The sequence below is a fragment of the Porphyromonas sp. COT-290 OH3588 genome (assembly GCF_000769075.1).
Classification (GTDB): domain Bacteria; phylum Bacteroidota; class Bacteroidia; order Bacteroidales; family Porphyromonadaceae; genus Porphyromonas.
This window is the reverse complement of sequence record NZ_JRFC01000014.1, coordinates 471,377-494,440: the sequence shown is the minus strand read 5'-3', so window position 1 is coordinate 494,440 and position 23,064 is coordinate 471,377. Positions and strand designations below refer to the sequence as shown.

The window sequence follows — 23,064 nt, the reverse complement described above, 5'->3', positions numbered from 1 at the left end:
CTTTTGATTGTTAAGGTAAGTCCCATAATTCTGTCTGAGTACATTCAGTACCGTTATTTTCGTCTTTCGTTGTAATCATCTCTTTATCCGAAATATCTTTACAATAGGTGTTTCTCCGATTTTGCGTAATCCAAGATTCCTCACAAAGGAAAAGTCCACCTACTCCCTGTACAAGAGTTAATTCTTCATTGTTAATAATATTAGTGACACTCATATACTGTTTGTTTTTATTCTACTGGAATAGGAGGAAGTCTTACTTCCAACCATTTTCTTTTCTCTGTTACATTCCACATTCATGAGCTTTTTCCATCCTCCCGTGCTAAAGTGGATATACTCACCAATAAAACATTCTATTTCCTCTTGGGAGAGTTCTTCATGCAGTACCACTTCTTTCATCATATTAATCCACCAAGAACAAGTGAAATGCATAAAGAATGGAGAAATCTGGGTGCGTAAATCCGGATAGAGTTCTTTCATTCTCTCCAGATATTCCATGCCGATTGCAGTGCTTTTTCCAATCCACCGCTCCCAATAGTCTTTGAGTCGGGAATCTTGTGTGTCGAGAAACAGCAACTTAAACTCTTTGCGATAACGGGTTATAATGCCCATCACCTCCTGCATGGATTTACGATGATACTCCTCAGAGGTGAAAATTTCAAGGGAAAGACTTTCGTTCCGGTTATGATTGTCCAGCATGCCGTTCATCGCCTCAAAAAGCGGATGTAGGACAACAGCCAGCAAATCATCTTTACAGGGATAGTAATTGTATATATTGCTCAGACCAACACCCGATAGTTTGGAAATTTCACGCATAGACACAGCCTTGTATCCTTTTTGGAGAAAGGCTTCCCGAGCTGTTTTTAGCAATAACTTGCGTGTATAATCCTTTGGCGTTTGCATAGATCGATATACACTGTCTCAATTTAGTTGCAAAGTTCTTAATATTTCCTTGCATAGACAATACCTAAAAATAGTGATTTTTGTCGGTTCTTCGTGATGCTATAGTTTTGCCCACACACAGTGTAAGGAGCCACTTCTATCCATATCGACGCCACAAGTACGCAGTTATCTCAACCCTCTAACATACACTGTTTCTTTGATTTACTTTTGCCCATGCACCGCTGTTGGTGTCATTAAATACATTGTAATATGGACGAAAAAATCAAGGACCAAGAAATCCTTTTGGTCAAGGATCAGAAGAACGAGAACCTCCGAGCCGTAGCCGGAGCAGATGAAAAAGGTGGACTGAAAACCGTACCGCCCACCGCCGAGCATGAACAGAGCTTCCTGAAGTTCGACAAGCACAGCAATGCGCTGGAGAACTTCCTTTCCAACTTCATGCGGCAGTTCAAGCACCCCACACCGCTGACTTTCTTCAAGGTTCCCTTTGAGAGTGCCGTTGCCAGTGCCCGCGTACTTTCGGAGATGCTCAAAGCTCCGGAAGTCCCCTCCAATAAAGAGATGCTGGACTCTGCCCGTGTCAATCCTTCGGACTATACAGGAGAGCAGAAGCAGTTCTTTCAAGGCATTGACCCCGACAAGGTGAAGTGGGAGCAGTTCGAGCAGATGGGTGTAAGCCGTGAGAGTCTCGAAAAGGGCAAGCATCTTGATGACCTACTTCAATACCGCAAAACTCCGCTTATTCCCATCGCAATCAAAATCGGAGAAGTCTCCCTTTACACCGATGCCCGTCTTTCTCTGAAAGCCTCCGGAGACGGTACGTTTATCCCCGTTGTCCACGCCATCCGTAAGGAACCTCAATTGGAGCGTGAGTTCTTCGGGCATACCTTCACCGACGAGGACAAGAAAGCCCTCAGAGAAACGGGCAACCTCGGTCGTACCGTGGAGCTGACCTTCCCCGGCAAAGATGAGCCAACCCGCAGTTTCGTGAGCATCGACCGCCTGACGAACGATATCATCGCCCTGAGTGCCGACCGGGTACGCATCCCCGATGAAATCAAGGGCGTGAAGCTGAGCGATGAGCAGAAAAAGGAGTTGTCGGAAGGCAGAAGCATCTATGTGGAGGGCATGACCTCCAAAACGGGAAAGCATTTCAATGCCAACCTTCAATTCAATGCCGACAAGCGGTCTATTGAATTTCGTTTCGGCTCTCCCAAGCAAGGACAACGCCAAAGACAAGCTCCCGAAGGACAGGAACAAACGGAGCAGAAAGAACTGCGTGTCCCCAAGAAGATGTTGGGACGTGACATCTCTCCCGAAGAGCAAGCGAAGCTCAAAGCAGGTCAGACGGTCTATATGACCGGGCTTATCGACAAGAAGGGAGAGCCTTTCAATGCCTATGTACGTCCGAACTTCGAGAAGAACAAGTTCGACTTCCTCAAATGGAATCCCGACAAATCCCAAGCCAAAGAAGTTACTCCAGACAATGCTTCCCGCACGCAAGTCGCCGTCAATTCCGAAGGCAAGACCAACGAGGCTACCAAGCATGTGAAAGAGCCACTCAAACAGGGGCAGACAGAACCTACCGCCCAGCAGGAACAGAAGGAAGAAGAGAAGAAGCGTTCCAAGGGAATGAAAATGTAATCCGCCACCACTAACATCCAAAAAGTAAGAACAAATGAAAGTCATCATAGCAGAAAAACCGAGCGTAGCTCGTGAAATTGCCCGTGTTATTCGGGCAACCAACAAGAAAGAGGGTTATATTGAAGGAGGCGGCTATGCCGTCACTTGGGCACTGGGACACCTGATAACGGCAGCCATGCCCGAAGCCTACGGCATCAAAGGTTTCCACAAAGAGAACCTGCCGATTCTTCCTCCCGTCTTTACCCTTATTCCCCGTCAGATTAAGGAGGGCAAAGGTTATAAAGCCGATGCTGCGGCAGTCGCCCAATTGAAAGTTATCGAAAAACTCTTCCGAGCGTGCGAAGGCATTATCGTCGCCACCGATGCCGGAAGGGAAGGTGAGTTGATCTTCAGGTTCATCTATGAGTATCTCGACATCGCCAAACCCTTCGACCGCCTATGGATCAGTTCCTTGACGGACAAAGCCATCAAAGAGGGACTTGCCCATCTGCAAAGCGGAGCGGCGTATGACAATCTCTATTATGCCGCCCGTGCCCGCAGCGAAGCCGACTGGTTGGTGGGTATCAATGCCACCCAAGCCATATCCATTGCGGCAGGAAGAGGCACTTACTCCTTGGGCAGGGTACAGACTCCGACTCTCTGTATGGTCTGTTCCCGTTTCTTGGAGAACAAGAAGTTCGAGCCGCAACCATTCTGGCAACTCAGCCTTACTGTAAAGGAAGGTGATGAGAGTTTCCGTTTTTCTTCTGCCGACCGCTGGTTTGATAAGACGGAAGCCACTGCTCTGTATGAGAAACTCCGAAATGCTTCTGTAGCTACCGTGGAAACGATTGTGCGTAAGGAGATCAAGCAGGAGCCACCGCTTCTGTATGATTTGACCACCCTACAGAAAGAAGCGAACAGTCAATTCGGCTATTCGGCGGAACAAACCCTTTCTTTGGCGCAGAAACTCTACGAGAAGGCGTACATCACCTATCCACGCACGGGCAGCCGTCATATCCCTGAAGATGTGTTTGCCGAAATACCTGCCTTGATAGCCTTTTTGCACGACCATTCCGTTTGGGGGTTCCATGCCCGCCGACTAACCGAATTTAATGCGCATTCGGTGGACGGCAAGAAAGTAACCGACCACCACGCCCTGCTCATCACGGGCAAGAAGCCGATAGACATGTTCGGAGAGGAAGCGGTCATCTACGACATGATAGCCGGACGTATGCTCGAAGCTTTTTCCACCCGTTGCGTGAAAGATGTCAGTACGGTTACTGCCGTCTGCGAGGATGTGAAGTTTATCCTCAAAGGTGAAATCATCAAAGAAGAGGGTTGGCGTGCCGTCCTCAAAAACAGCAGGAAGAAAGACAAGGAGCAGCAGGAAGCCGAAAAACGGGAAAGCAGGGAAAACGGAGAAGGCATCATCATTCCTCAATGGGAGGAAGGTAAGCAACTTCCACTCTACGCCTGTTCCTTAGCACAGGGAACGACCAAGCCCAAGCCTCTGCACACGGAAAGCTCGCTGTTGGCTGCTATGGAGACGGCGGGCAAGGAGTTGGAGGACGAAGAATTGCGTGCTCAGCTCAAAGATTGTGGTATCGGCACGCCTGCTACCCGTGCCGCCATCATCGAAACCCTCTTTGCCCGTGAATACATGGTGCGCCAAAAGAAGTCGCTCGTCCCCACGGAGAAAGGACTTGCCGTCTATTCCATCGTCAAGGAGATGAAAATCGGCAATGCCGAGATGACCGGACAGTGGGAAGCGGACTTGGCGAGAATCGAACGGGGAGAATTGAAAGAGCGGGATTTCCGCAAGGGCATCGAAAGCTATGCCACACAGATTACCGATGAACTACTCTCCTCCAAAATCCTCTTTCCCAAGAAACAGAGCGACATCCATTGCCCCAAATGCGGCAAAGGGTTATTGGTCTTCTATCCCCGATGTGTCAAATGCTCGGATGCCGATTGCGGGCTGACGCTTTTCCGCAGCGTGGCAGGCAAGAGCCTCACGGACGAGCAACTGACGCAGTTGGCGGTGAACGGGGAGACAGGCATCATCAAGGGCTTCACCTCCAAAGCGGGCAAAAGCTTTGAGGCTTCGCTCTCCTTGGACGGAGAGTTCAAGACGGTCTTTGTCTTTCCCGAACGCAAGAAAACGGGCAAATCCCGAAGGTAAATCCCCGTAAATTGCTAATTTTGCCACTGAATGATGCGGTCATAAACAATCATATTGTTTTTACTGCGGATTTTAGTGGTGGCACTCGGCGGGGACGTCGAGTGCCTTTGCATTATACACCCATTAAAATCACAGATATGACAGCCATTCGATTTTCATACTACGAGCTCTCCCTGCTCTCTTTTCTTCGGGAAAGCCATCCCGAAAAAGCCGATGACATTCCCTTCGTCAAAGAGCGTGCGGCAGCCGCTTCCGAAGTCTATGCCGAAGCCTTCGATACCGGTCTTCCCATAGCCGAATGTATCGGCATTGCCAATAAGACGCTCTATGCGGGTCTGCACTTTTCCCGCCACGATACCATCTCCTCTGTTCTTTGGAACGAGTTCTCTGCTGAAGTACCGCTTGAAGCGGTCAGGGAGACCGCTATCCGCCTGTGCCCGCTCTTAGAAAGCATCTTCGCCAAGTATCCGATTTCGGACGAGTTCGCCTATATGCCCGAATACAACTCCCTCTATACGGAGATTACGGGTTTTGTCCAACTAAAACTCGAAGAGGATGGCAAGCTATAACAAGAAGGAGCATCTAAGGGCAAACATAGAAGCCATCAAGACGGTCTTTGCCCTGCATCGGGAACAGCGCACGGCGACACCCGAAGAGCGTACGATATTGGAAGCCTATACGGGCTTCGGGGCTTTGAAGTGTATCCTCTCTCCTGCCAACACGATGGAGGACATCGCCCGATGGAACAAGTCGGAGCTGGAGCTTTTCCCCTTGGTGATGGAGTTGCACAGCATCATTAGAGACAACACCGCTTCCGAATCGCAATACAAGAGTTATATGCAGAGCCTGAAAAACTCCGTGATGACCGCTTTCTATACTCCTGCGCCCATAGTGCGGGAGATTGCCGTTGCCTTACAGGAGGCAGGTATCGTCCCCAAGCGAATCCTTGACCCTTCGGCGGGAATGGGCGAGTTCATCCGCTCTTTTGATGCCATTGCAGCCGAAGGACATACGACTTTCGGTTTTGAGAAAGACATTCTCACGGGGCAGATGCTCTCCGCCCTGTACCCCGAAAACAAGATACGCATCCGAGGGTTCGAGGAAATCGAATCCAAGTTCGGAGGTTATTTCGACGTGGTTAGCAGCAACATTCCTTTCGGAGATATGGCTGTCTTCGACCCTGTTTTCAGCAAGACGGACGAACCAGCCCGAAAGGTCTCCCGCATGTCCCTGCACAATTACTTTTTCGTCAAGGGGGTAGATATGCTCCGTGAGGGTGGCGTGCTGGCATTCATCACCTCGCAAGGCGTTATGAATGCGCCAACGAACGAGTCTGTACGGGAGTGGCTGATGAATCATACCCGCCTTGTTTCGGCGATTCGCCTTCCTAATAATCTCTTCTCGGAAAATGCGGGGACAGAAGTGGGCAGTGACCTTATCGTCCTGCAAAAGCAGAGAGGAAAGACAAGTTTGACCGAAGAGGAACTGCGTTTCATCAAGAGTGAGAAACGCCCTAGCGGGGTGCTGTTCAACACTTATCTGCGAAGTATGTCACAGATCGTACATACCGAGTGGAAGCAGGACACCGACCCTTACGGCAAGCCTGCCATTCTGTTCCATCACGAGGGTGGAGCGCAAGGCATCGCCACCGATATGGGTAAAATCCTACGGGCTGATTTAGCCAAACGCTTGGATATGGCGTTGTACCAAAAGCATATCTTCATACAGGAGCAACCCCAAGTTAGCATTGCCGTTCCTCCCGAAATAAAACAGCGAGAAGTGACGCTTACGTCTGCCACTTCGGAAGAAGAGCAATCACACCAAGAGGTGGTGCAACTGAAAAAGGAACAGCCGACAGAGCAACCCCGAAGCAGTGTTGCACCACAGGTACAACTACTCGACCTTTTTGGCAATATCATTCAAGAGGAGAAACCCAAACGAAAAACCTCCTCGATGAAACGTGCTGTGGCTTCCACCCCTTCTCCCACTGTCGAAATAAAGCAACAAGAGACTGCTATGGGACTGTTGGAGACAGGAGAGTTGTGGTGGCAGCAGAACAAGGAGAAAGGGATGCAGCAGCGTCCCTATGAGGGCTTATGGCATGAACACCTCAGAGAGGGTTCTTTGCTTGCCTCGGACTTTCAAGTCGGAATGCTTGTCCGTGATATGGAGGACAATCAAATGTTCCAGCCCATAGACCTCTCTTCCCAAGAACGACAAAAAATGTTACTCTACATAGACCTGCGAGATGCTTACCATACGCTCTATGATTATGAAGCGGAACGCGAGGTGGCGAATGAATCCCTGCGACAGAACCTCAATGAACTGTACGACCGTTTCGTGCGGCAGTACGGGTATCTGAACGATCGCAAGAACCACGAGCAGATCCTGATGGATGCCGGTGGCAGGGAGATCCTTTTCTTGGAACGAAAGGTGGATAAAGAAACGCTCAAAGCCGACATTTTCCATCAACCCGTTTCTTTCAGCCTGCACGAGGTAACAGAGGTGAGCAATGCCCAAGAAGCACTTTCGGCTTCACTCAATAAATTCGGAGCGGTGGACACCGGATATATGCTCTCTTTGCTTCCCGAAAGTTCCGAAGAGGAGATGCTCTCCGACTTGCACGGCAAAATTTATTACAATCCCTTGGAGGGAGAGTATGAAATCGCCGAAAAGTTCATATCGGGCAATGTGGTTGCCGCATCGGAACGTATCGAACAATATCTCTTGGAGCATCCGGAGGACACAAGGGCGCAAGTCTCCTTGCAGGCCCTGAAAGATGCCATCCCCGAACCTATTCCTTTCGTGGACTTGGATTTCAACTTCGGGGAGCGATGGATTCCCGTAAACCTTTACTCTGATTATGCCTCGCACCTCTTCGATACCGAGGTGACGATACGCTACAATTCAAGTGCGGACGAATACTCCGTGGATGCACGGGGCCACAATGCCAACATCTGGGACAGATTCTGTGTGCGGGGACAGCATCGTCGCTACGATGGTATTGCCTTGATGAAGCATGCCCTGCTGAATACAACGCCGGACATCACCAAGAAAATCATGGTCGGAGACAAAGAGGTCAAGGTACGAGATACCGAAGCCATACAGATGGCAAACGCTAAAATCGATGAGATACGAAACGGCTTTACTGATTGGTTGAACGAGCAGAGCGATGAGTTCAAGAAGCGATTGGAAAAACTATATAATGATACTTTCAATTGTTTTGTTCGTCCTCAGTACAATGGATCCCATCAGACATTCCCCGACCTCAACCTGAAAGGCTTGGGTATCGAAAGCCTGTACGACAGTCAGAAGGATGCCGTGTGGATGTTGAAGCTTAACGGAGGGGGTATCTGTGACCATCAAGTAGGGGCAGGGAAAACGCTTATCATGTGTGCTGCAGCCTATGAGATGAAACGGCTCGGCTTGGCGAACAAGCCGATGATACTCGCCCTCAAAGCCAACGTGCAGGAGATAGCACAGACCTTCCAAACGGCTTACCCGAATGCCAAGCTGCTCTATCCGGGCAAAAACGACTTCACCCCTGACAAACGGCAAAGGATTTTCCACGATATCAAGAATAACAACTGGGATTGCATTGTCCTCACACACGACCAATTCGGTATGATACCGCAATCGGACGAGATACAGCAGAAAATCCTTCAGGATGAGTTGGACAGTGTAGAGGAGAACTTGGATGTCCTGCGTCAGCAGGGGCGCAGTATCTCTCGTGCCATGGAAAAGGGGCTTGTCAAGCGACAGATGAATTTGCAGGCGAAGTTGGATGAAATCAAGTTCAAGATAGAGAACCGAAAGGACGACGTGGTAGATTTCAAGACCATGGGTATAGACCATCTTTTTGTAGACGAGTCGCATACTTTCAAGAACCTGATGTTCAATACTCGCCACGACAGAGTGGCAGGGCTTGGGAACAGTGAGGGAAGTCAGCGTGCCTTGAATATGCTCTTTGCCATACGAACGATACAAGAACGGACGGGGAAAGACTTGGGAGCCACCTTCCTTTCGGGTACGACCATATCGAACTCACTTACGGAGTTGTACCTGCTTTTCAAATACCTGCGTCCCCAAGCCCTCGAAGCACAGAATATCAAGACCTTTGACGCATGGGCTGCCATCTTCGCCAAGAAGTCTGTGGACTATGAGTTCTCTGTTACCAATGAAATCGTGCAGAAGGAGCGTTTCCGCTATTTTATCAAAGTGCCTGAGTTGGCGGCGTTCTACGCTCAAATCACCGATTATCGAACGGCAAAGGAGATCGGCATAGACCGCCCCGAAAAGAATGAGATTATGCACAACATACCGCCTACACCCGAACAGGAGGAATTCATAGCCAAGTTGGTGGAGTTTGCCAAGACAGGTAATGCGGAATTATTGGGACGAGAGAAACTCTCCGATAGAGAGGAGAAAGCCAAGATGCTTATCGCAACGGATATGGCTCGAAAGATGAGCTTAGATTTGAGACTTATTGATCCTAACAAGTACGGAGATCATGTGGACAACAAAGCCTCCCACTGTGCTGCCAAGATTGCGGAGTATTACCACAAGTTTGAGGAGCAGAAAGGAACGCAATTTGTATTCAGTGATCTAGGTACCTACAAGCCGGGCGAATGGAATCCCTATTCCGAAATCAAGCGCAAGTTGGTGGAAGATCACGGCATACCCGCTCAGGAGATACGCTTCATTCAGGAAGCCAAGACTGACAAGGCAAGAAAGACGCTCATCGCAGGCATGAATGAAGGTTCAATCCGAGTATTGTTCGGCTCTACTTCAATGCTCGGAACGGGTGTAAACGCCCAAAAGCGTGCTGTCGCTATCCATCATTTGGATACACCATGGCGTCCTTCTGACTTAGAGCAGAGGGATGGACGAGCCGTGCGTAAGGGAAACGAGGTAGCCAAACTCTATGCAGACAATAAGGTGGATGTTATCATCTATGCGGTGGAAAAGTCGCTTGACAGCTATAAATTCAACCTGTTGCACAATAAGCAGCTTTTCATCGAACAGCTGAAAAACAATCGTATGGGTAGTCGTACCATCGATGAGGGCAGTATGGACGAGAAGTCGGGAATGAATTTTTCCGAGTATGTAGCCATTCTTTCAGGAAATACCGACTTGTTGGAAAAGGCGAAATTGGAAAAGAAAATAGCCGGTTTGGAGAGTGAGCGACAGGCCTTCATCCGCAGTAAATCATCCTCCCGAAGTCGTTTGGAGGAGGTTATGCGAGCAGTGGATAGCAATAGGGAACTGATTGGTCGTTTCAGAAGCGATTGGGATTTATACCAAAGCCGAGTGCAAAAAGATAAAGAGGGCAACATACTCAACCCGATAACACTCAAAGGAGTAGAGGGTAAAGACCCGAAATGCATTGCAGCTAAACTGACAGAAATCAATGAAAAAGCACGTACTCAGGGGGAATACTTTAGTATTGGAAGCCTCTACGGATTTAATCTCGTGGTCAAGACAGAATCCTCTTCCAAAGATCTGTTTGACCTTTCACAGAACAAATTCTTCGTGATGGGAGAAAGCGGAATGAAGTACAGTTACAACAACGGCAAGATTGCGACAGACCCACAACTAGCCTGTATGAATTTCCTGAATGCCTTGGAGAAGATACCCGGCTTGATTGAGAAATATCAGGCAGACACGGAGAAGATTGCCAAGGATATTCCTGTTTTGCTGGAGGTGGTAAACGGTTCATGGAAGAAGGAAGAGCAGCTCAAAGACCTCAAAACGGAACTTGCCGCACTTGACCGAAAAATACAGCTTTCCCTAAAGCCGATTGAAGAGGGAGAAAGCCAACAGGAGGGAACGGAGATGATGCAAGATGAAGCAGGAGAGACGAAGGAAATGGAACGCTCATGTTCGATTGAGCCGTCCGTCATTGCTCCCTCTGTCGATACTTCTGTGGCTCAATCCGACAGACCATTAGAAAGCAACGGGCAGAGTATCTCTGCTACACAGTCCGCAATGGACGGACTACCGCCGTCTCTGGCAAGAAAAGTGTTTATTGTCAGACCTAAACTATAAAATGATTTCTCTCTAATTAATACCTCAAACAGTAGCCCCCGCCTTGTCATCACGACAAAACGGGGGCTTAACGACTGTGCACAATCAATTTACTCACTCTAAAGTCACATAGGTTTTTTCTTTGTTCTTTTTCGTTTTAGGTTTTCGGTAAAGTGGGCTTTCATGAAAGAGAGAATTTCCGATTCCAAGTACCAAGTTTTATGGTAGATAATGTGGAAAGGAAGTGTCCCGGAAGCACGGTAACGTTGCAGAGTACGCTTGCTGATTTGAAGCATCATACATACCTCTTGGTTATCCAACAACGGCTCTCCATCTATCATCGGACGTTGGGGAATGTCGGGAGTCGTCTGTTTCAACTCATCGAAACGCTTCATGATGCGTTCCATCCAGTCAAGAAAGGTCTCTCTATCCAATAGTTCCATCCTTTATCTTCCTACTTTTAAGTTTGAAGTTATGCCGTAGTTCTTCCATGTTCTTCGGATTACAGTAGAGACTTCTGTTGCGTATCGCCTCCTCGATGTCATGTAGGTCGTAGTAGCAACGCCCATAGATTATCTTGTAGCCAATTCGGTCTGCACTGCGCATACGCTGGAGGGTACGTTTACTGATACCGAGTATCTCGGCTAACTCATCGTTGGAGATAAGGCGGTTTTCATACTCCGTCTTTGCCTTTTTCTCCTGCTCCACATACCGAAGAATCTTTTCTATCTTACCTATCAGTTCCTGAAAGGCTCTGCTTTCTAGTGTAATGACATCCATAACTATTTTACTTGATTATGGCACAAAGTTCGGGAGGGACAATAGGATGAATTGTATGGTAAATATGTACTGAATAAAGATTTTTCGCCTCAGTTTCAAATATTCTTCGACAAAGGCATCCATATCGAAGCCAGAAGTACGCTATAATGGATAATCAGGGGTAGGAGTCTCTTTTCGTAACTACATTTGTGTGGAAGTGAAAATTAAAACGGACAAGAATTATGGAAGTAATAGCAATAGAGAGGAAAACGTATGAAGCCATGATGGAGCATTTCCGCATTCTGACAGCCAAAGTCGATGCCCTGTGTCGGGAGTGTGACGAGAAGCGTATGGGCAGGTGGCTGGACAATCAGGATGTCTGCCAAATCCTGAACATCAGTTTGCGTACCCTGCAAACCTATCGTAGCACCCGAATGTTGCCCTATACGCAAATAGGGTATAAGATGTTCTATAAACCAGAGGATGTCGGAAAACTGCTCGAACGATCCTCTGCTTTATAACCAATAAATAACATCACCACTAAATCCAACGTAAATATGAACAATAACGTAAAGACAAAGAACGACAAAGAGATTGCATACTTTTTCAACGCCGGCGACCGCATGATAAAAGGCATAGATGCTCTGCGGAAAAAGAATAGACCCTTGCTTGATGGGCATCGCTACCTGACGGATGATGAGTTGTCCCGTCTATTGCATATCAATCGACGCACGTTGCAAGACTATCGCAACATGGGAAGGATTTCCTTTATCAAGTTAGGCGGAAAGGTACTCTACCGAGAAGAGGATGTGGAAAAGCTGTTGCAAGAGAATTATCGCCCTCGGTTTGAGAAGCCTTGACAGAAAAACAGGCAGCAAGAAGCATTTTTCTTACTGCCTGTTCTCATATTCAGTTGTACCATCCACCTTTGCCATAACACACAAGTAGCGGAGAACTTGTTCTCTTCTTTTCGGTCACTCTTCCGATTATCCATTTACGGAAGCTCTTGGCTTCTGGAGAGGCAAATCGAAACGATAGTATCGTTATCATTTCAAGATTGTATAAATCTACAGCACCGTCCTTAAACATTAACCTTCGCATCACCTCATCTTCCCTGAGTAAGCCCTCTTTGAAGATAGACTTGATGTGGTTGCTTACCTTACCGGAGAATACGCCGAACAAATCGGCTATTTCACAAGCCGACATCCAAACAGGGCTTGTCGGAATATGTACCTTTCCGCCCTCTCCAATGGTTATGATTTCTCTTTTCATCGTTTGTCCTTCTTGTATTATATCGTGATCTCATTGAACTGCTCTACCTTACTCAGTTTATCGGAGAGTGCCGCCATGTCCCGACTCTCCTTTTCGTGAGTGATTTTGGCGTAAATCTGCGTGGTGCGGATATTCGTGTGTCCGAGCATCTTGGAAAGGGTTTCGATAGGAACGCCGTTGGTCAGGCAGATTTCCGTTGCCATGGTATGGCGACTGGTATGCCACGTAATCTCTTTTTCGATACCGCAGAGTCCGATGATTTTCTTGATGTTCTTGCAAGCGGTTATATACGTCGGAACGGGCAGAAGCAAATTATCATTCGCCATACCATCGTATTTCTCGATAATCTGCTTAGGAATATCTAAGAGCATGATGTTGGACTCCACCCCTGTCTTTTGTCGCTTGGTCATAATCCAGAGTTTCCCGTCAAAGGAGGTTTGAAGATTATCCTTGGTCAGGTTCTTCATATCGGTAAAGGACAAACCTGTAAAGCAACAAAAGATGTATAAATCCCGAACCAGCTCCATCGACTTGCGGCGGAATCTCAAATCCAACAGCCTGCGAATCTCTTCTTTCGTCAGATAATCTCTATCGGTACTCTCGGCAGATATGCTGTAATCGACAAAAGGGTCACGGACTATCCATCCGTGGTTCTGGGCAATGGTAATCATACGGCGCAGGGGCATCATGTAAATCCATACCGTATTGTTACAGCATTGCTTTTCGGTGCGCAGGAAGATGTCAAAGTCCGTAATGAAAGGCGGAGTGAGTTCTTTCAAAGCAATATCGCTGACATGGTAACGCATCTTGATGAACTCCTCCAAATGCTTGTAGACCGTACAGTATTTTTCGTAGGTAGATTTGCTTCGCAAACCGGCATTGAGCAGTTTGGCGAAGTCCTCATTGTGCTGCGCGAAGACTTTCAGCAAGGTTTCATGCCGCATTTCCAAACCCAAGAAAGCGTTCTTTACTTTCTCGGCAGTGACATAGTTATCCCGCTCGGCTATCTCCTTGTATTTGGCATTGATACCGACACGTATCTTGTCCAAGAAACGGTTGGTTTCCAACGCAACGGTACTTTTTCCAGAAGCGCGATTGCTCTTGATGTCCCACAAATCGGGATGGATGTCGCATTTGCAACTGAACTGGGCAATGGTGCCGTCAATGGTGATACGACACATCACGGGAACGGAACCATTCTTCTTGGGAGCGTTCTTTTTGAGGTAGAACAGAACCTTAAACGTACTACGCATAACTCTGACTTTTATGGTTTACAAAACTATTTATTGTCAGGTTATTTGTTGCTACGCAAAACATTGTCGTTCAATGGTAAAGAAGCAGTCCGCAATTTATTTGCCTGTTTCCTTTCATCGAAGTACCTTTGCAGGAGGTAATCCCCGAAGTTCAGGTCGGATATTGCGCTGTTCGTTACCGCTTTTCCCAACCCTCACTTGCAAAGGAGGTGGTAATGTTTTGGTAACGCTGCTCTGTCCGGAGGTGGCATAAATCCGTCTTTTCGAAGTTCTCCGCCAAATGGCTTAAAATCCAAAACTGACTGACTCACAATTTATTTGCGCCATTTCGCCTTTTCTTGAACCTTGAGGATAGATTTTTACATAAAAGTAGACGAATGCACAGGTGTAACTTTTGTGTTTTTAAGCCAAAACGTGCCGTCGTGTCAAGGAGCAGAGTGGTTTCTACTACTTTCAGAGTTCCGTACCGAGTCGCTTCACTTTCAAGAGCTCGTTCCTCTACTTCATGGGTACCTACAAGGACAAGTGGTAGCTCCCTTGGTATGGATTGGGAGGGAACGCTACAGATTTTACGCCCATTGTCGATTGTGCTTCTCGCCCTATGGTATGCTCAAGCATTTTGAGGCGGGACAATTTGGGGGGATCAAGATGCGTTTTTAAGGGGCGATTGCTTTTTAGATATCTTTGCATTTGATTTTGTATTTGAATAGATTGGATTGTCAATGACTTCTAGGATCGAAAACTCTATAAGGTGGAAGTGTATTTTCTGGATAACCTCATTACTCTGCCTCTGCCGTATTGATATGGTGGAGGCTCAGACTCTGAGCGGTCAGGTTGTTGATGCCAAAACCAAAGAAGCGATCCCATACGCCAACGTACTGGTTCAGGGAGGAGAGAAGGGTATCGGCACGTCGTGTGATGCTAGTGGGCGCTTTCGACTAGAGCTCCCCACGGCGTCTGTGAGCCGAGGACGAGTCAAACTCCTCTTCAGCTCTATGGGCTACAAAAGCCTTGAGTACACTTGGAGAGAAGATAGCCGACCTGCTCTGGGGCGGATCGCTCTACAGGAGGCGTATGACGAGCTCGAGGCAGTGGTTGTGCGCCCACGCAAGGAGCGGTATAGGCGCAAAAATAATCCAGCCGTTATGCTCATGGAGCGTGTTATCGAGGCTAAGGATCGCAACCGAGTCGCTGCATTTGAGGACTACTCCTATCAAGAGTATGAGAAGATCTTGATCTCTCAAGTAGGCTCTCGCCCGGGGAAGAGATACTTTGGCCTCAAAGCCGAGGTGGCGGATCGGTTTAGGGACTCGGCTACCCTCATTAGCTCTGTTACTATGCCCCTCTCCTTGAGGGAGAAGCAGACCGTTTTTGCCGCACGGGGCGGATCTTCCTTGCTGCCAGTGATCACGGGGCGTCGTCTGCATGGTGTAGAGGCTGCTATGGACGAGGGGGGAACGACCAACAGCATTGATATGCTGCTAGCAGACTTCGATGTGTATGACAATAATCTCCAGCTCCTGCTGACGGAGTTCCCCAGCCCGCTCAACAGGCAGTGGGCAACACACTTCTATAAGTACTATATACAAGATACTGTTAGCTACGAAGGGGCGCCTTGCTTCTTGATGCATTTTAGGCCTATGAACCCACGGAGTGTGGGTATGAATGGGCATATCTGGATCGATACGGTACAGCTCTCCATGCGCCATGTGGAGATGACGCTCCCCAACGTGGCGAGCGTCAATTGGGTGGAGCGCATGAGTATCTCCACTTCCTTCGCTCCCGTCCAGACGCCACGAGGAGAAGTTTGGCTCCCCAAGACCAAAAAGCTAGGGCTTGTGCTCAAGCCTACGGGGCTCATCAAGCAGGGACTAGAGGTTGAGGTAGAGCGTGACTACCATAGCTATCGCTTCGGGCAAGATGCGCTTCGGGCCGAGTATCTAGATCCGAGGAGCCTTCTGCCCGAGAGTGAGCGCCTAGCGGCTATGCTCATCAAGCCGGGTAACTATGGGCTTGTAGAGCGCCCTCAGGCGCTCTCTCGCAAGGAACAGAAGGCGGTGGACTTCGTCAATTATTTGCAGACTCACAGAGGGTTCAATATCCTTAGCTCAATTGGTCGCCTCTTCGCCACTGGCTTTTTTTCGATCCCCCTAGAACCTCTCAATAAGGAGCGCATCAAGTTCGATCTGGGTCCATACGAAACATTGGTTGGGTACAATCAGCTGGAGGGTGTACGGCTAAGGCTTGGAGGAATGACCACTGCCAATCTGATGCAACACCTCTTCCTCGAGGGCTATGCTAGCTATGGTCTGCGAGATCAGCGGTGGAAGTACTATGCCCAAGCGACCTTCACTCCCAAGCGGCGCAACTATCACGCCTTTGAGCATCCTCGTGATCATATTTCGCTGACGGCCCACCGAGATTTGTTTATCCCCGGAGATGAGGGCAGCTCTATGTTTAAGGACGGTTTGGCCAGTCTACTTGGCAACATTGACAATCGGATTCGTTTCTATGGTGATAAGTATGCTCTTAGCTACGTCAAAGACTGGACAGACCAGCTCAGTACCTCGATCTCGGCTCAATATATACGTAAGGTGCCTACGGGGGACTTGGCCTACTACCGCCTAGATGAGCAACTCGTCCCGCAGAGTGTCGATCATATTGCTCAGACCTCAATCAACCTTGGTGCTAATCTCTCGATCGGAGGAGGGAGATTTAGGCAGGTACGACAAGGTAAGTCTTTCGATCTCACTCGCTATCGTCCATCTTTTGGGGTGTCGCTCAGCCTATACCCCAAGGGACTCCCCGGTAATATGCAAACGTATGCTCACCTATCGGGTAGCTACAGCCAGCGGATCCATCTATCGCTCTTCGGGCGTCTTGATGCAGAGGTCAATGCAGGTATTGCCCTCGGTGCAGCTCCACAAACTTCGCTCTTCTACCCCACGGCCAATACTGGTTGGATTCTGCGAGGCGGAGCCTTCCAGACTCTGCAACCTCTGGAGTACATCGCCGATCGCTATCTGCGCTTCCAAGGTACATATCACCTCAATGGGCTGCTTCTAAGTAGGCTCCCCTTGGTCAAATACCTCAATCTAAGAGAAGTTGTTAGCTTGCATGGCTTTTGGGGAGATATGTCGGCCGATGCTCGCAAGCCTCGTGTCGGGGCAGAGTACTTGCCACAGTTTGCTCGGCCGATGAACAATCATCTACATCTAGAGCTGAGTGCTGGAGTGGAGAATATCTTCAATATCCTGCGTGTGGACTATTTCTACCGCCTAACGGATCCTCATTTGCCTGTATCTCATAGGCAGGCTATACGTGTACAAACGAAAATTACATTCTAGAAGACCAAGGTATGATCAACAGAAAGAAGCGTACAGCCTTGTGGCTAGCTGGTATCCTCCTATTGGTTGTCGCACTCATACTGGATCGGCTACGTGCAGAGCCCAAGGTAACGATCCCACTTATCATCATGATAGCCCTTGCAACCTTCCATACCTTTCGCCCTCGTCGAGAGGACTAAGCCTAGCGGTAAAGTAGCCGAGGGCAAACTATGTTTGTGAGTGTTGGGTTCTTCGTCTTCTATCTTCAGGTGTGCTTAGACGCCTGATATAGGGGCTTGGGCAAATGCCTTGGGTAAGGCCTAGAGCGCCATTAGATATTGGTAAAATGGACTGGGGATCTTCCCGGATTGCTAGAGCAATCCAATGAAGTCAGCCCAAAAGAACACAAGATTGCTCACGGAGGGATGAATAATTGTTTTTCTTTGTCAAAAAAAATTAAGTCTTTTTGATATCCCTTGTGATAGATCTCTCAAAATGCATATCTTTGTCAAGCAGAAGCGAAATAACGTGTGTTTATGGAACTAAAGGTACTTCAGCTTGGCAAGTTTCATCCTATCAAGGGGGGGGTAGAGAAGGTGATGATGGCTTTCGTGAGAGGGTTATCCGCTGGCAATGTTTATTGTGATATGCTCTGTGCTTCGGCCGATGATGAAGTGGGTGAAACTCGGCTAAATTCATACAGTAAGATTATTAAGACAAAGACCATCGCCAATAAGTCGGCTACCATGATTTCTCCAGATATGATTTCTAAATTGAGAGAGATCTGCCATGACTACCATATTATACACATTCATCACCCAGATCCGATGGCTACATTGGCCCTGCTCTTGTCCGACTACAAAGGGAAGGTCGTGTTGCATTGGCATAGCGATATCCTCAAACAGCGGTTTCTACTTAGGTTGTACCTGCCGCTCCAGAGGTGGCTTGTCAATAGGGCAGACCTTATTCTTGGCACTACGCCTACCTACGTACAGGAGTCGCCCTATCTCAAGCAAGTGCAAGAGAAGGTGAGCTACCTGCCTATTGGCGTGCGTGAGCGAGTCGCCGATGATGGTGTCATTGCAACCATTCGTAATGAGTACGCTGGCAAAAAGATTGTTTACTCCATGGGACGTCTGGTCCCCTATAAGGGATATGAATACTTGGTTGATGCGGCCACGATGCTTGATGATAGCTATGTTGTCTTGATTGGAGGTAGTGGTCCCCTCAAGGCTAGTCTGCAACGCCGTGTGGCAGACTTGGGCTTGTCCGAGAAGGTGCGTATCCTTGGCTTTATCCCCAATGACTTGGAAGCTGCCTACTATGCTGCTTGTGATGTGTTTTGTTTGAGCTCAACGATCAAGACAGAGGCCTATGCGATCGTTCAGGTTGAGGCCATGTCTGCGGGGAAACCTATTATAGCGACAAAGATCGAGGGGTCAGGGGTCTCTTGGGTTAATGCACATGGAGAGTCCGGACTCAATGTCGCCCCCAAAAATGCTCAGGCAATAGCAGATGCCATTCAGACTATCTGCTCCAGCGAAGAACTCTACGATAAATTGAGCCGAGGCGCAAAAAAGAGATATTTGGAGCTATTCACAAGAGAAAAGATGCAGGCTGGATTGTTCGAGCAGTATCGCAGAATCCTTGCGTGGTAGGACCTTCGCCTGTAGGAGATTTGCTCTATGCTCTTGATATAATGTCGTATTAAGTGTAATTTTGTGGCCTCAAACATAGATCTAGGTTACTATTAAAATTTATTTATGGGGTTGATACTTAAGCGTATATTTGACTTTCTTCTAGCGCTGATCTCTTTGATTATTTTCTCGCCGCTGATCTTGATTATAGCGATAGCTATCAAACTCGAGGATCGGGCGGGTACTGCTATATATAGTCAGGAGCGGATTGGATATAAGGGGCGCCCATTTGTCTTGTACAAATTCCGCTCTATGAAGATGAATGCAGAGGACGAAGGTGCTCGGCTCTGTCAGGGAGAGAAAGATGATCGTCTTACGAGGGTAGGGGCATTCATTAGAGCTCATCATTTAGATGAGTTCCCTCAGCTCTGGAATGTCCTGAAGGGTGATATGTCTTTCGTTGGCCCGAGACCCGAGAGGGAGTTCTATATCAAGCAGATTATGGAGCGCCGCCCAGATTACGTCCGCTTGTATGCCCTAAGACCGGGCCTGTTTTCGTATGCCACCTTGTATAATGGCTACACAGATACGATAGAAAAGATGATTCGCCGATTGGACTATGACTTACAGTACTTGGAGAGTGTTTCGATGTGGACGGATGTTAAAATTATCTTTCTTACGTCATTTTCTATTATCTTTGGGAAGAAATTTTAGTTCAGATAATATTGTATCTAGAGGTTAAGTAAACAATTATGATAAAACTGATAACCCGATCAACCCTTATTTGCCTACTCTCCATCCTGTTTTTGGGAACGAGCTGTGATGCACCGAAGCAGTTTGCATACATGCAGGACGTAGACTACGCAAAGCAATATGCCGTATTGCATAATAACGAGGTCGTCATTTCTTCAGGCGATCGTATTAGTATATATGTAGGGAGTGCATTCCCCGAACTTGCTGCCCCTTTCAATGGTGGCGCTTTTGATGCAGGTGGAGGACTCACAGCCCTTACTGGAGGACCGACATCAACTCAAGGTCTTTCTGATGAGGATAGCCGAGGGCAGCGTAGGCTGGGGTATTTGGTCGGTTTGGACGGCAGTATAAATTTCCCTGTGTTAGGTAAGGTGCAAGTTGCGGGTAAAACACTCCCAGAGATTAGAACCATGCTTGAGGGACTGATCATTGAGAGCAAATACCTGACGGATCCTAGGATTGAGGTGTTTCTAGCTAACTATAAAATATATCTCCTTGGTGCTATCGCCAATCAAGGCAAAGGACAAGCTGGAGGCCAAGGGCAGGCAGCCCAGTTCTCCATGTTCACGCCTCTTTCGGAGGTTCGAGGAGGTGTGTTGCGTGTAGAGGCTCAAGATCGGGTCAATATTCTAGAGGCTATTGCGATGACGGGAGATTTGCCTCAGAACTCAAGGGTGGATAAAATTAAGGTTATTCGTAAAGAAGCACTAGGCTACAAAACCTATGCTCTAGACCTTACGTCTGTCGATGTTTATCAATCGCCAGCATTCTATCTCATGCCTAATGACATTGTCTATGTTCAGCCTCGCTACCGCAATGTGGAAACTATCGACAGAGCTATGCAGCTTAGTGGGTATGTATTCTCAACCATATCATCTATCACAGCGCTAGTGGCGCTGGTTAAACTCGCTAAGTAAAAGGAATACGTCGTATGACTCCAGCTATTACACCGCAGTCTTCCTCGAAGCAAACCAAATCCGCAGGAGCAGTCGTCGCGGATATCAATCTGATTGACCTGTTCTTCTATCTCCTTGGCTACTGGAAGTGGTTCCTACTATCAATCCTCTTGTGTACGGGCTATATGTATTATAAGTCTGCTAAGCAGGCTTATACTTATGAAAGCGTTGTGACGGTCATCGTGCGAGATCCGGCTCAGCGTACTTCTATTGACCTTGATTTGGTCGGTAGACGTAGCCGTGTCAATATAGAGAACGAGCGTCTTCAACTACGCTCTCGTGTCGTAATCGCAAATGCTATAAAGGCTATTAATGGCCATGTCCATTACGGCATCATAGATGGTTTGCGCCCTATTGAATTGTACAAATCGGCTCCTATACAGGTTACCTTTGCTGATTCGTTGGATAAATACCATCAGTTTGAAGTCACATACAAGGATGCTTCTTCGATTGTGTTGAGCCGAGAAGGAGGAGAAACTAAGCAGGTACAGTTGGGGGAGGAAGTGACATACGAGAAGAGTCGGCTTATTGTAGTTCCGTCTAAGGATTATAATGAGCCGTGGCCTAATAAAGCTATTAAGATAACTCGCTTGCCAGTAAAGGATTTGGCTGCGTCCTATCAAGGCCGTTTGTTTATTGGACAACCTGAGAATAGGGCTACAGTACTCAGCCTAACGCTTACGGATAACTCCAAGCAACGTGCAACCGACCTGCTTGAAGCAATCGTTGATGCTTACAATGCAGAAACAAGTAGCGTTCGTAACCAAATTGCTGTCAATACTGCTCGATTCATCAATGAGCGCATTGCTAACTTGAGTGAGGAGCTAGATGCGTTGGCGAGTAATATTGATAGCTTCCAAAGGGCTAATAACTTTATTGCTCCCGAAGTGGTGGCTGGAGCATACACCAGTAGAGCGCAGACAGGGCATGAGGCTTCTTTTGAAATAGATGCTCAGAAGCGCCTCGCTAGATACTTCCTTGATTTTATCAACAATCCAAGTAAAAGGAATGAATATCTGCCGCAAAATATAGGTTTGAATAATGCAGCCTTGGAAACTGCTATCACAGCATATAACCAAGTTAAACCTGAGTATGATCGTTGGCTTGCTACTACTGGAGGCATGGAAGACCACCCCATGGTTCAGAAATACGCCAAGGCTATGGAGCAGACGAGAATGTCGATTAGGCATACTTTAGAGGGCTATATCAAGTCACTTGATCTACAGCTTAGAGAAATTGAGATTCGCAATAGACAAGGGCTGGTCGAGATGATGACGGTTCCTAATAAGCAGCGTCAGTGGCTTGACATTGAGCGTCAGCAGAGAATGAAGGAAGCTCTCTATACCCAGCTCCTATCCAAAAGGGAAGAGAATACTTTGGCTCAGACAGCTCAGAGTAACAATGCCTATGTTATGGATTTTGATACAGGGTCGAATAGCCCTATTAGCCCAAATACAACACGTACGTTGCTCATTAGCTTTGCAATCGGACTTTTTATTCCGACGGCCTTCTTCCTTCTAAAGCTCCTTACAGATACTAAGGTCCGTACACGCAAAGACGTCTTGGAGCGTGTCAGCATTCCTTATTTGGGCGATATCCCACAGTCGGATACGAATCTCTTCGTGGCTGTAGAGCCTCAGGGGTCTGACGCCATTACGGAGGCGTTCCGAGTGCTTCGTACGAATATGGGTTTTATGAAGAAGTATGGAAGAACTTCGGGGCAGCGCATCATGTGTGTGTCTTTTGGTGCTAATGCGGGGAAAACCTTCACGACTTATAATTTGGCAAGAAGCCTTGTCTTTGCAGACAAGAAAGTCGTGATAGTTGACTTAGACCTGCGCAAGGGGATGATGAGTAAACGCCTAGAGATGTCCGGACGAGGAATGACGAACTATCTATCCGACGATTCTATCAAAATAGAGGATGTTCTGCGTCAAGATAAGAACTGCCCGAGCCTTCATGTTATCCCAATTGGTAGTTCTGCTCCTAACCCTGCAGAGCTATTAATGAGTGAGCGAATAGATGCTCTTATGGATGAGCTGAGCGCGAGGTATGACTATGTTCTTATTGATGGTGTGCCGTTTGGTATTGTTGCTGATGCTACGATTGTCAATAGGGTTGTTGATTTGACATTGTTCATTCTTCGCTCAGGTACTGTAGACCGACGAGTATTGCCAGATTTACAGCTCCTCTATGACGAGAAGATATTAAATAATATGGCCATAGTACTTAACGGGATCTCCTCTCAGAATAAGGGCTACGGTTATGGTTACGGTTATGGTTACGGCTATGGTTACGGCTATGGTTATGGCTATGGTTATGGCAATAAGAAAGAGCGGAGTGGTATTTTCTCTCGGTTCAGAAAATCATAGT

17 protein-coding genes are annotated in these 23,064 nt (G+C 47.7%); 12 read left to right on the top strand and 5 right to left on the bottom strand.

Translation table 11 applies throughout. The features are described from left to right. Positions 1 to 210: 210 nt before the first annotated feature. Entirely contained in the window at positions 211 to 900 is a 690-nt protein-coding gene (locus tag HQ48_RS03830; RefSeq protein ID WP_044190222.1) for a TetR/AcrR family transcriptional regulator, read from the bottom strand. Between the two features lie 249 nt (positions 901 to 1,149). Here HQ48_RS03830 and HQ48_RS03825 point away from each other — a divergent pair, with 249 nt between their 5' ends. The 4 genes from HQ48_RS03825 (at position 1,150) to HQ48_RS03810 (ending at position 10,756) form a co-directional block, all read left to right on the top strand. Next, positions 1,150 to 2,544 (top strand): DUF3945 domain-containing protein, encoded by a 1,395-nt coding sequence (locus HQ48_RS03825; RefSeq protein ID WP_044231745.1) that lies wholly within the window; start codon positions 1,150 to 1,152, stop codon positions 2,542 to 2,544. Positions 2,545 to 2,578: 34 nt separating this feature from the next. Beyond that, on the top strand, positions 2,579 to 4,708 hold the full coding sequence (locus HQ48_RS03820) for a type IA DNA topoisomerase (protein WP_044231743.1): 2,130 nt from the start codon (positions 2,579 to 2,581) through the stop codon (positions 4,706 to 4,708). Positions 4,709 to 4,845: 137 nt separating this feature from the next. Further along, positions 4,846 to 5,277: a DUF1896 family protein gene (locus HQ48_RS03815; RefSeq protein WP_036889352.1), complete on the top strand. Its 432-nt coding sequence runs from the start codon at positions 4,846 to 4,848 to the stop codon at positions 5,275 to 5,277. Continuing rightward, a complete protein-coding gene (locus HQ48_RS03810) occupies positions 5,264 to 10,756 on the top strand; it encodes a helicase-related protein (protein WP_044231742.1) in 5,493 nt (1,830 codons plus the stop codon). The genes HQ48_RS03815 and HQ48_RS03810 overlap by 14 nt, the downstream gene beginning before the upstream one ends. Positions 10,757 to 10,860: 104 nt before the next feature. Here the strand turns inward: HQ48_RS03810 and HQ48_RS03805 are convergent, their stop codons facing one another. Further along, the gene (locus HQ48_RS03805) at positions 10,861 to 11,178 is read right to left on the bottom strand and encodes a helix-turn-helix domain-containing protein (RefSeq protein WP_013815805.1); all 318 of its coding nucleotides are present in this window, start codon (positions 11,176 to 11,178) and stop codon (positions 10,861 to 10,863) included. Next, on the bottom strand, positions 11,162 to 11,515 hold the full coding sequence (locus HQ48_RS03800) for a helix-turn-helix domain-containing protein (protein ID WP_004584306.1): 354 nt from the start codon (positions 11,513 to 11,515) through the stop codon (positions 11,162 to 11,164). The genes HQ48_RS03805 and HQ48_RS03800 overlap by 17 nt, the downstream gene beginning before the upstream one ends. Before the next feature lie 221 nt (positions 11,516 to 11,736). Here HQ48_RS03800 and HQ48_RS03795 point away from each other — a divergent pair, with 221 nt between their 5' ends. Beyond that, positions 11,737 to 12,015, top strand: a complete 279-nt coding sequence (locus tag HQ48_RS03795; RefSeq protein ID WP_036847881.1) for a helix-turn-helix domain-containing protein — start codon at positions 11,737 to 11,739, stop codon at positions 12,013 to 12,015. 36 nt (positions 12,016 to 12,051) lie between these two features. After that, positions 12,052 to 12,354, top strand: coding sequence for a helix-turn-helix domain-containing protein (locus HQ48_RS03790; RefSeq protein WP_036847878.1), 303 nt, complete (start codon positions 12,052 to 12,054; stop codon positions 12,352 to 12,354). Between the two features lie 49 nt (positions 12,355 to 12,403). Here the strand turns inward: HQ48_RS03790 and HQ48_RS03785 are convergent, their stop codons facing one another. Both HQ48_RS03785 and HQ48_RS03780 read right to left on the bottom strand, forming a co-directional pair. Beyond that, positions 12,404 to 12,766 carry a hypothetical protein gene (locus HQ48_RS03785; protein ID WP_036847875.1) on the bottom strand — a complete coding sequence of 121 codons (363 nt, stop codon included), beginning with the start codon at positions 12,764 to 12,766 and terminating at the stop codon, positions 12,404 to 12,406. Between the two features lie 17 nt (positions 12,767 to 12,783). After that, on the bottom strand, positions 12,784 to 14,019 hold the full coding sequence (locus HQ48_RS03780) for a site-specific integrase (RefSeq protein ID WP_036847871.1): 1,236 nt from the start codon (positions 14,017 to 14,019) through the stop codon (positions 12,784 to 12,786). A gap of 722 nt (positions 14,020 to 14,741) precedes the next feature. Here HQ48_RS03780 and HQ48_RS03775 point away from each other — a divergent pair. The 6 genes from HQ48_RS03775 to HQ48_RS03755 all read left to right on the top strand — a co-directional run bounded on the left by HQ48_RS03775 (position 14,742) and on the right by HQ48_RS03755 (position 23,063). Then, on the top strand, positions 14,742 to 17,366 hold the full coding sequence (locus HQ48_RS03775) for a DUF5686 and carboxypeptidase-like regulatory domain-containing protein (protein WP_081969712.1): 2,625 nt from the start codon (positions 14,742 to 14,744) through the stop codon (positions 17,364 to 17,366). A gap of 11 nt (positions 17,367 to 17,377) precedes the next feature. Beyond that, positions 17,378 to 17,545, top strand: a complete 168-nt coding sequence (locus HQ48_RS09350) for a hypothetical protein (RefSeq protein ID WP_160225908.1) — start codon at positions 17,378 to 17,380, stop codon at positions 17,543 to 17,545. Positions 17,546 to 17,881: 336 nt separating this feature from the next. Beyond that, positions 17,882 to 19,003 carry a glycosyltransferase gene (locus HQ48_RS03770; RefSeq protein ID WP_044231740.1) on the top strand — a complete coding sequence of 374 codons (1,122 nt, stop codon included), beginning with the start codon at positions 17,882 to 17,884 and terminating at the stop codon, positions 19,001 to 19,003. A 105-nt stretch (positions 19,004 to 19,108) separates the two neighbouring features. Beyond that, entirely contained in the window at positions 19,109 to 19,696 is a 588-nt protein-coding gene (locus HQ48_RS03765; RefSeq protein ID WP_044188805.1) for a sugar transferase, read from the top strand. 38 nt (positions 19,697 to 19,734) lie between these two features. Then, the gene (locus HQ48_RS03760) at positions 19,735 to 20,652 is read left to right on the top strand and encodes a polysaccharide biosynthesis/export family protein (RefSeq protein WP_081969711.1); all 918 of its coding nucleotides are present in this window, start codon (positions 19,735 to 19,737) and stop codon (positions 20,650 to 20,652) included. Positions 20,653 to 20,666: 14 nt separating this feature from the next. Then, positions 20,667 to 23,063 carry a GumC family protein gene (locus tag HQ48_RS03755; RefSeq protein WP_044231736.1) on the top strand — a complete coding sequence of 799 codons (2,397 nt, stop codon included), beginning with the start codon at positions 20,667 to 20,669 and terminating at the stop codon, positions 23,061 to 23,063. The last annotated feature ends 1 nt before the right edge of the window (position 23,064 follow it).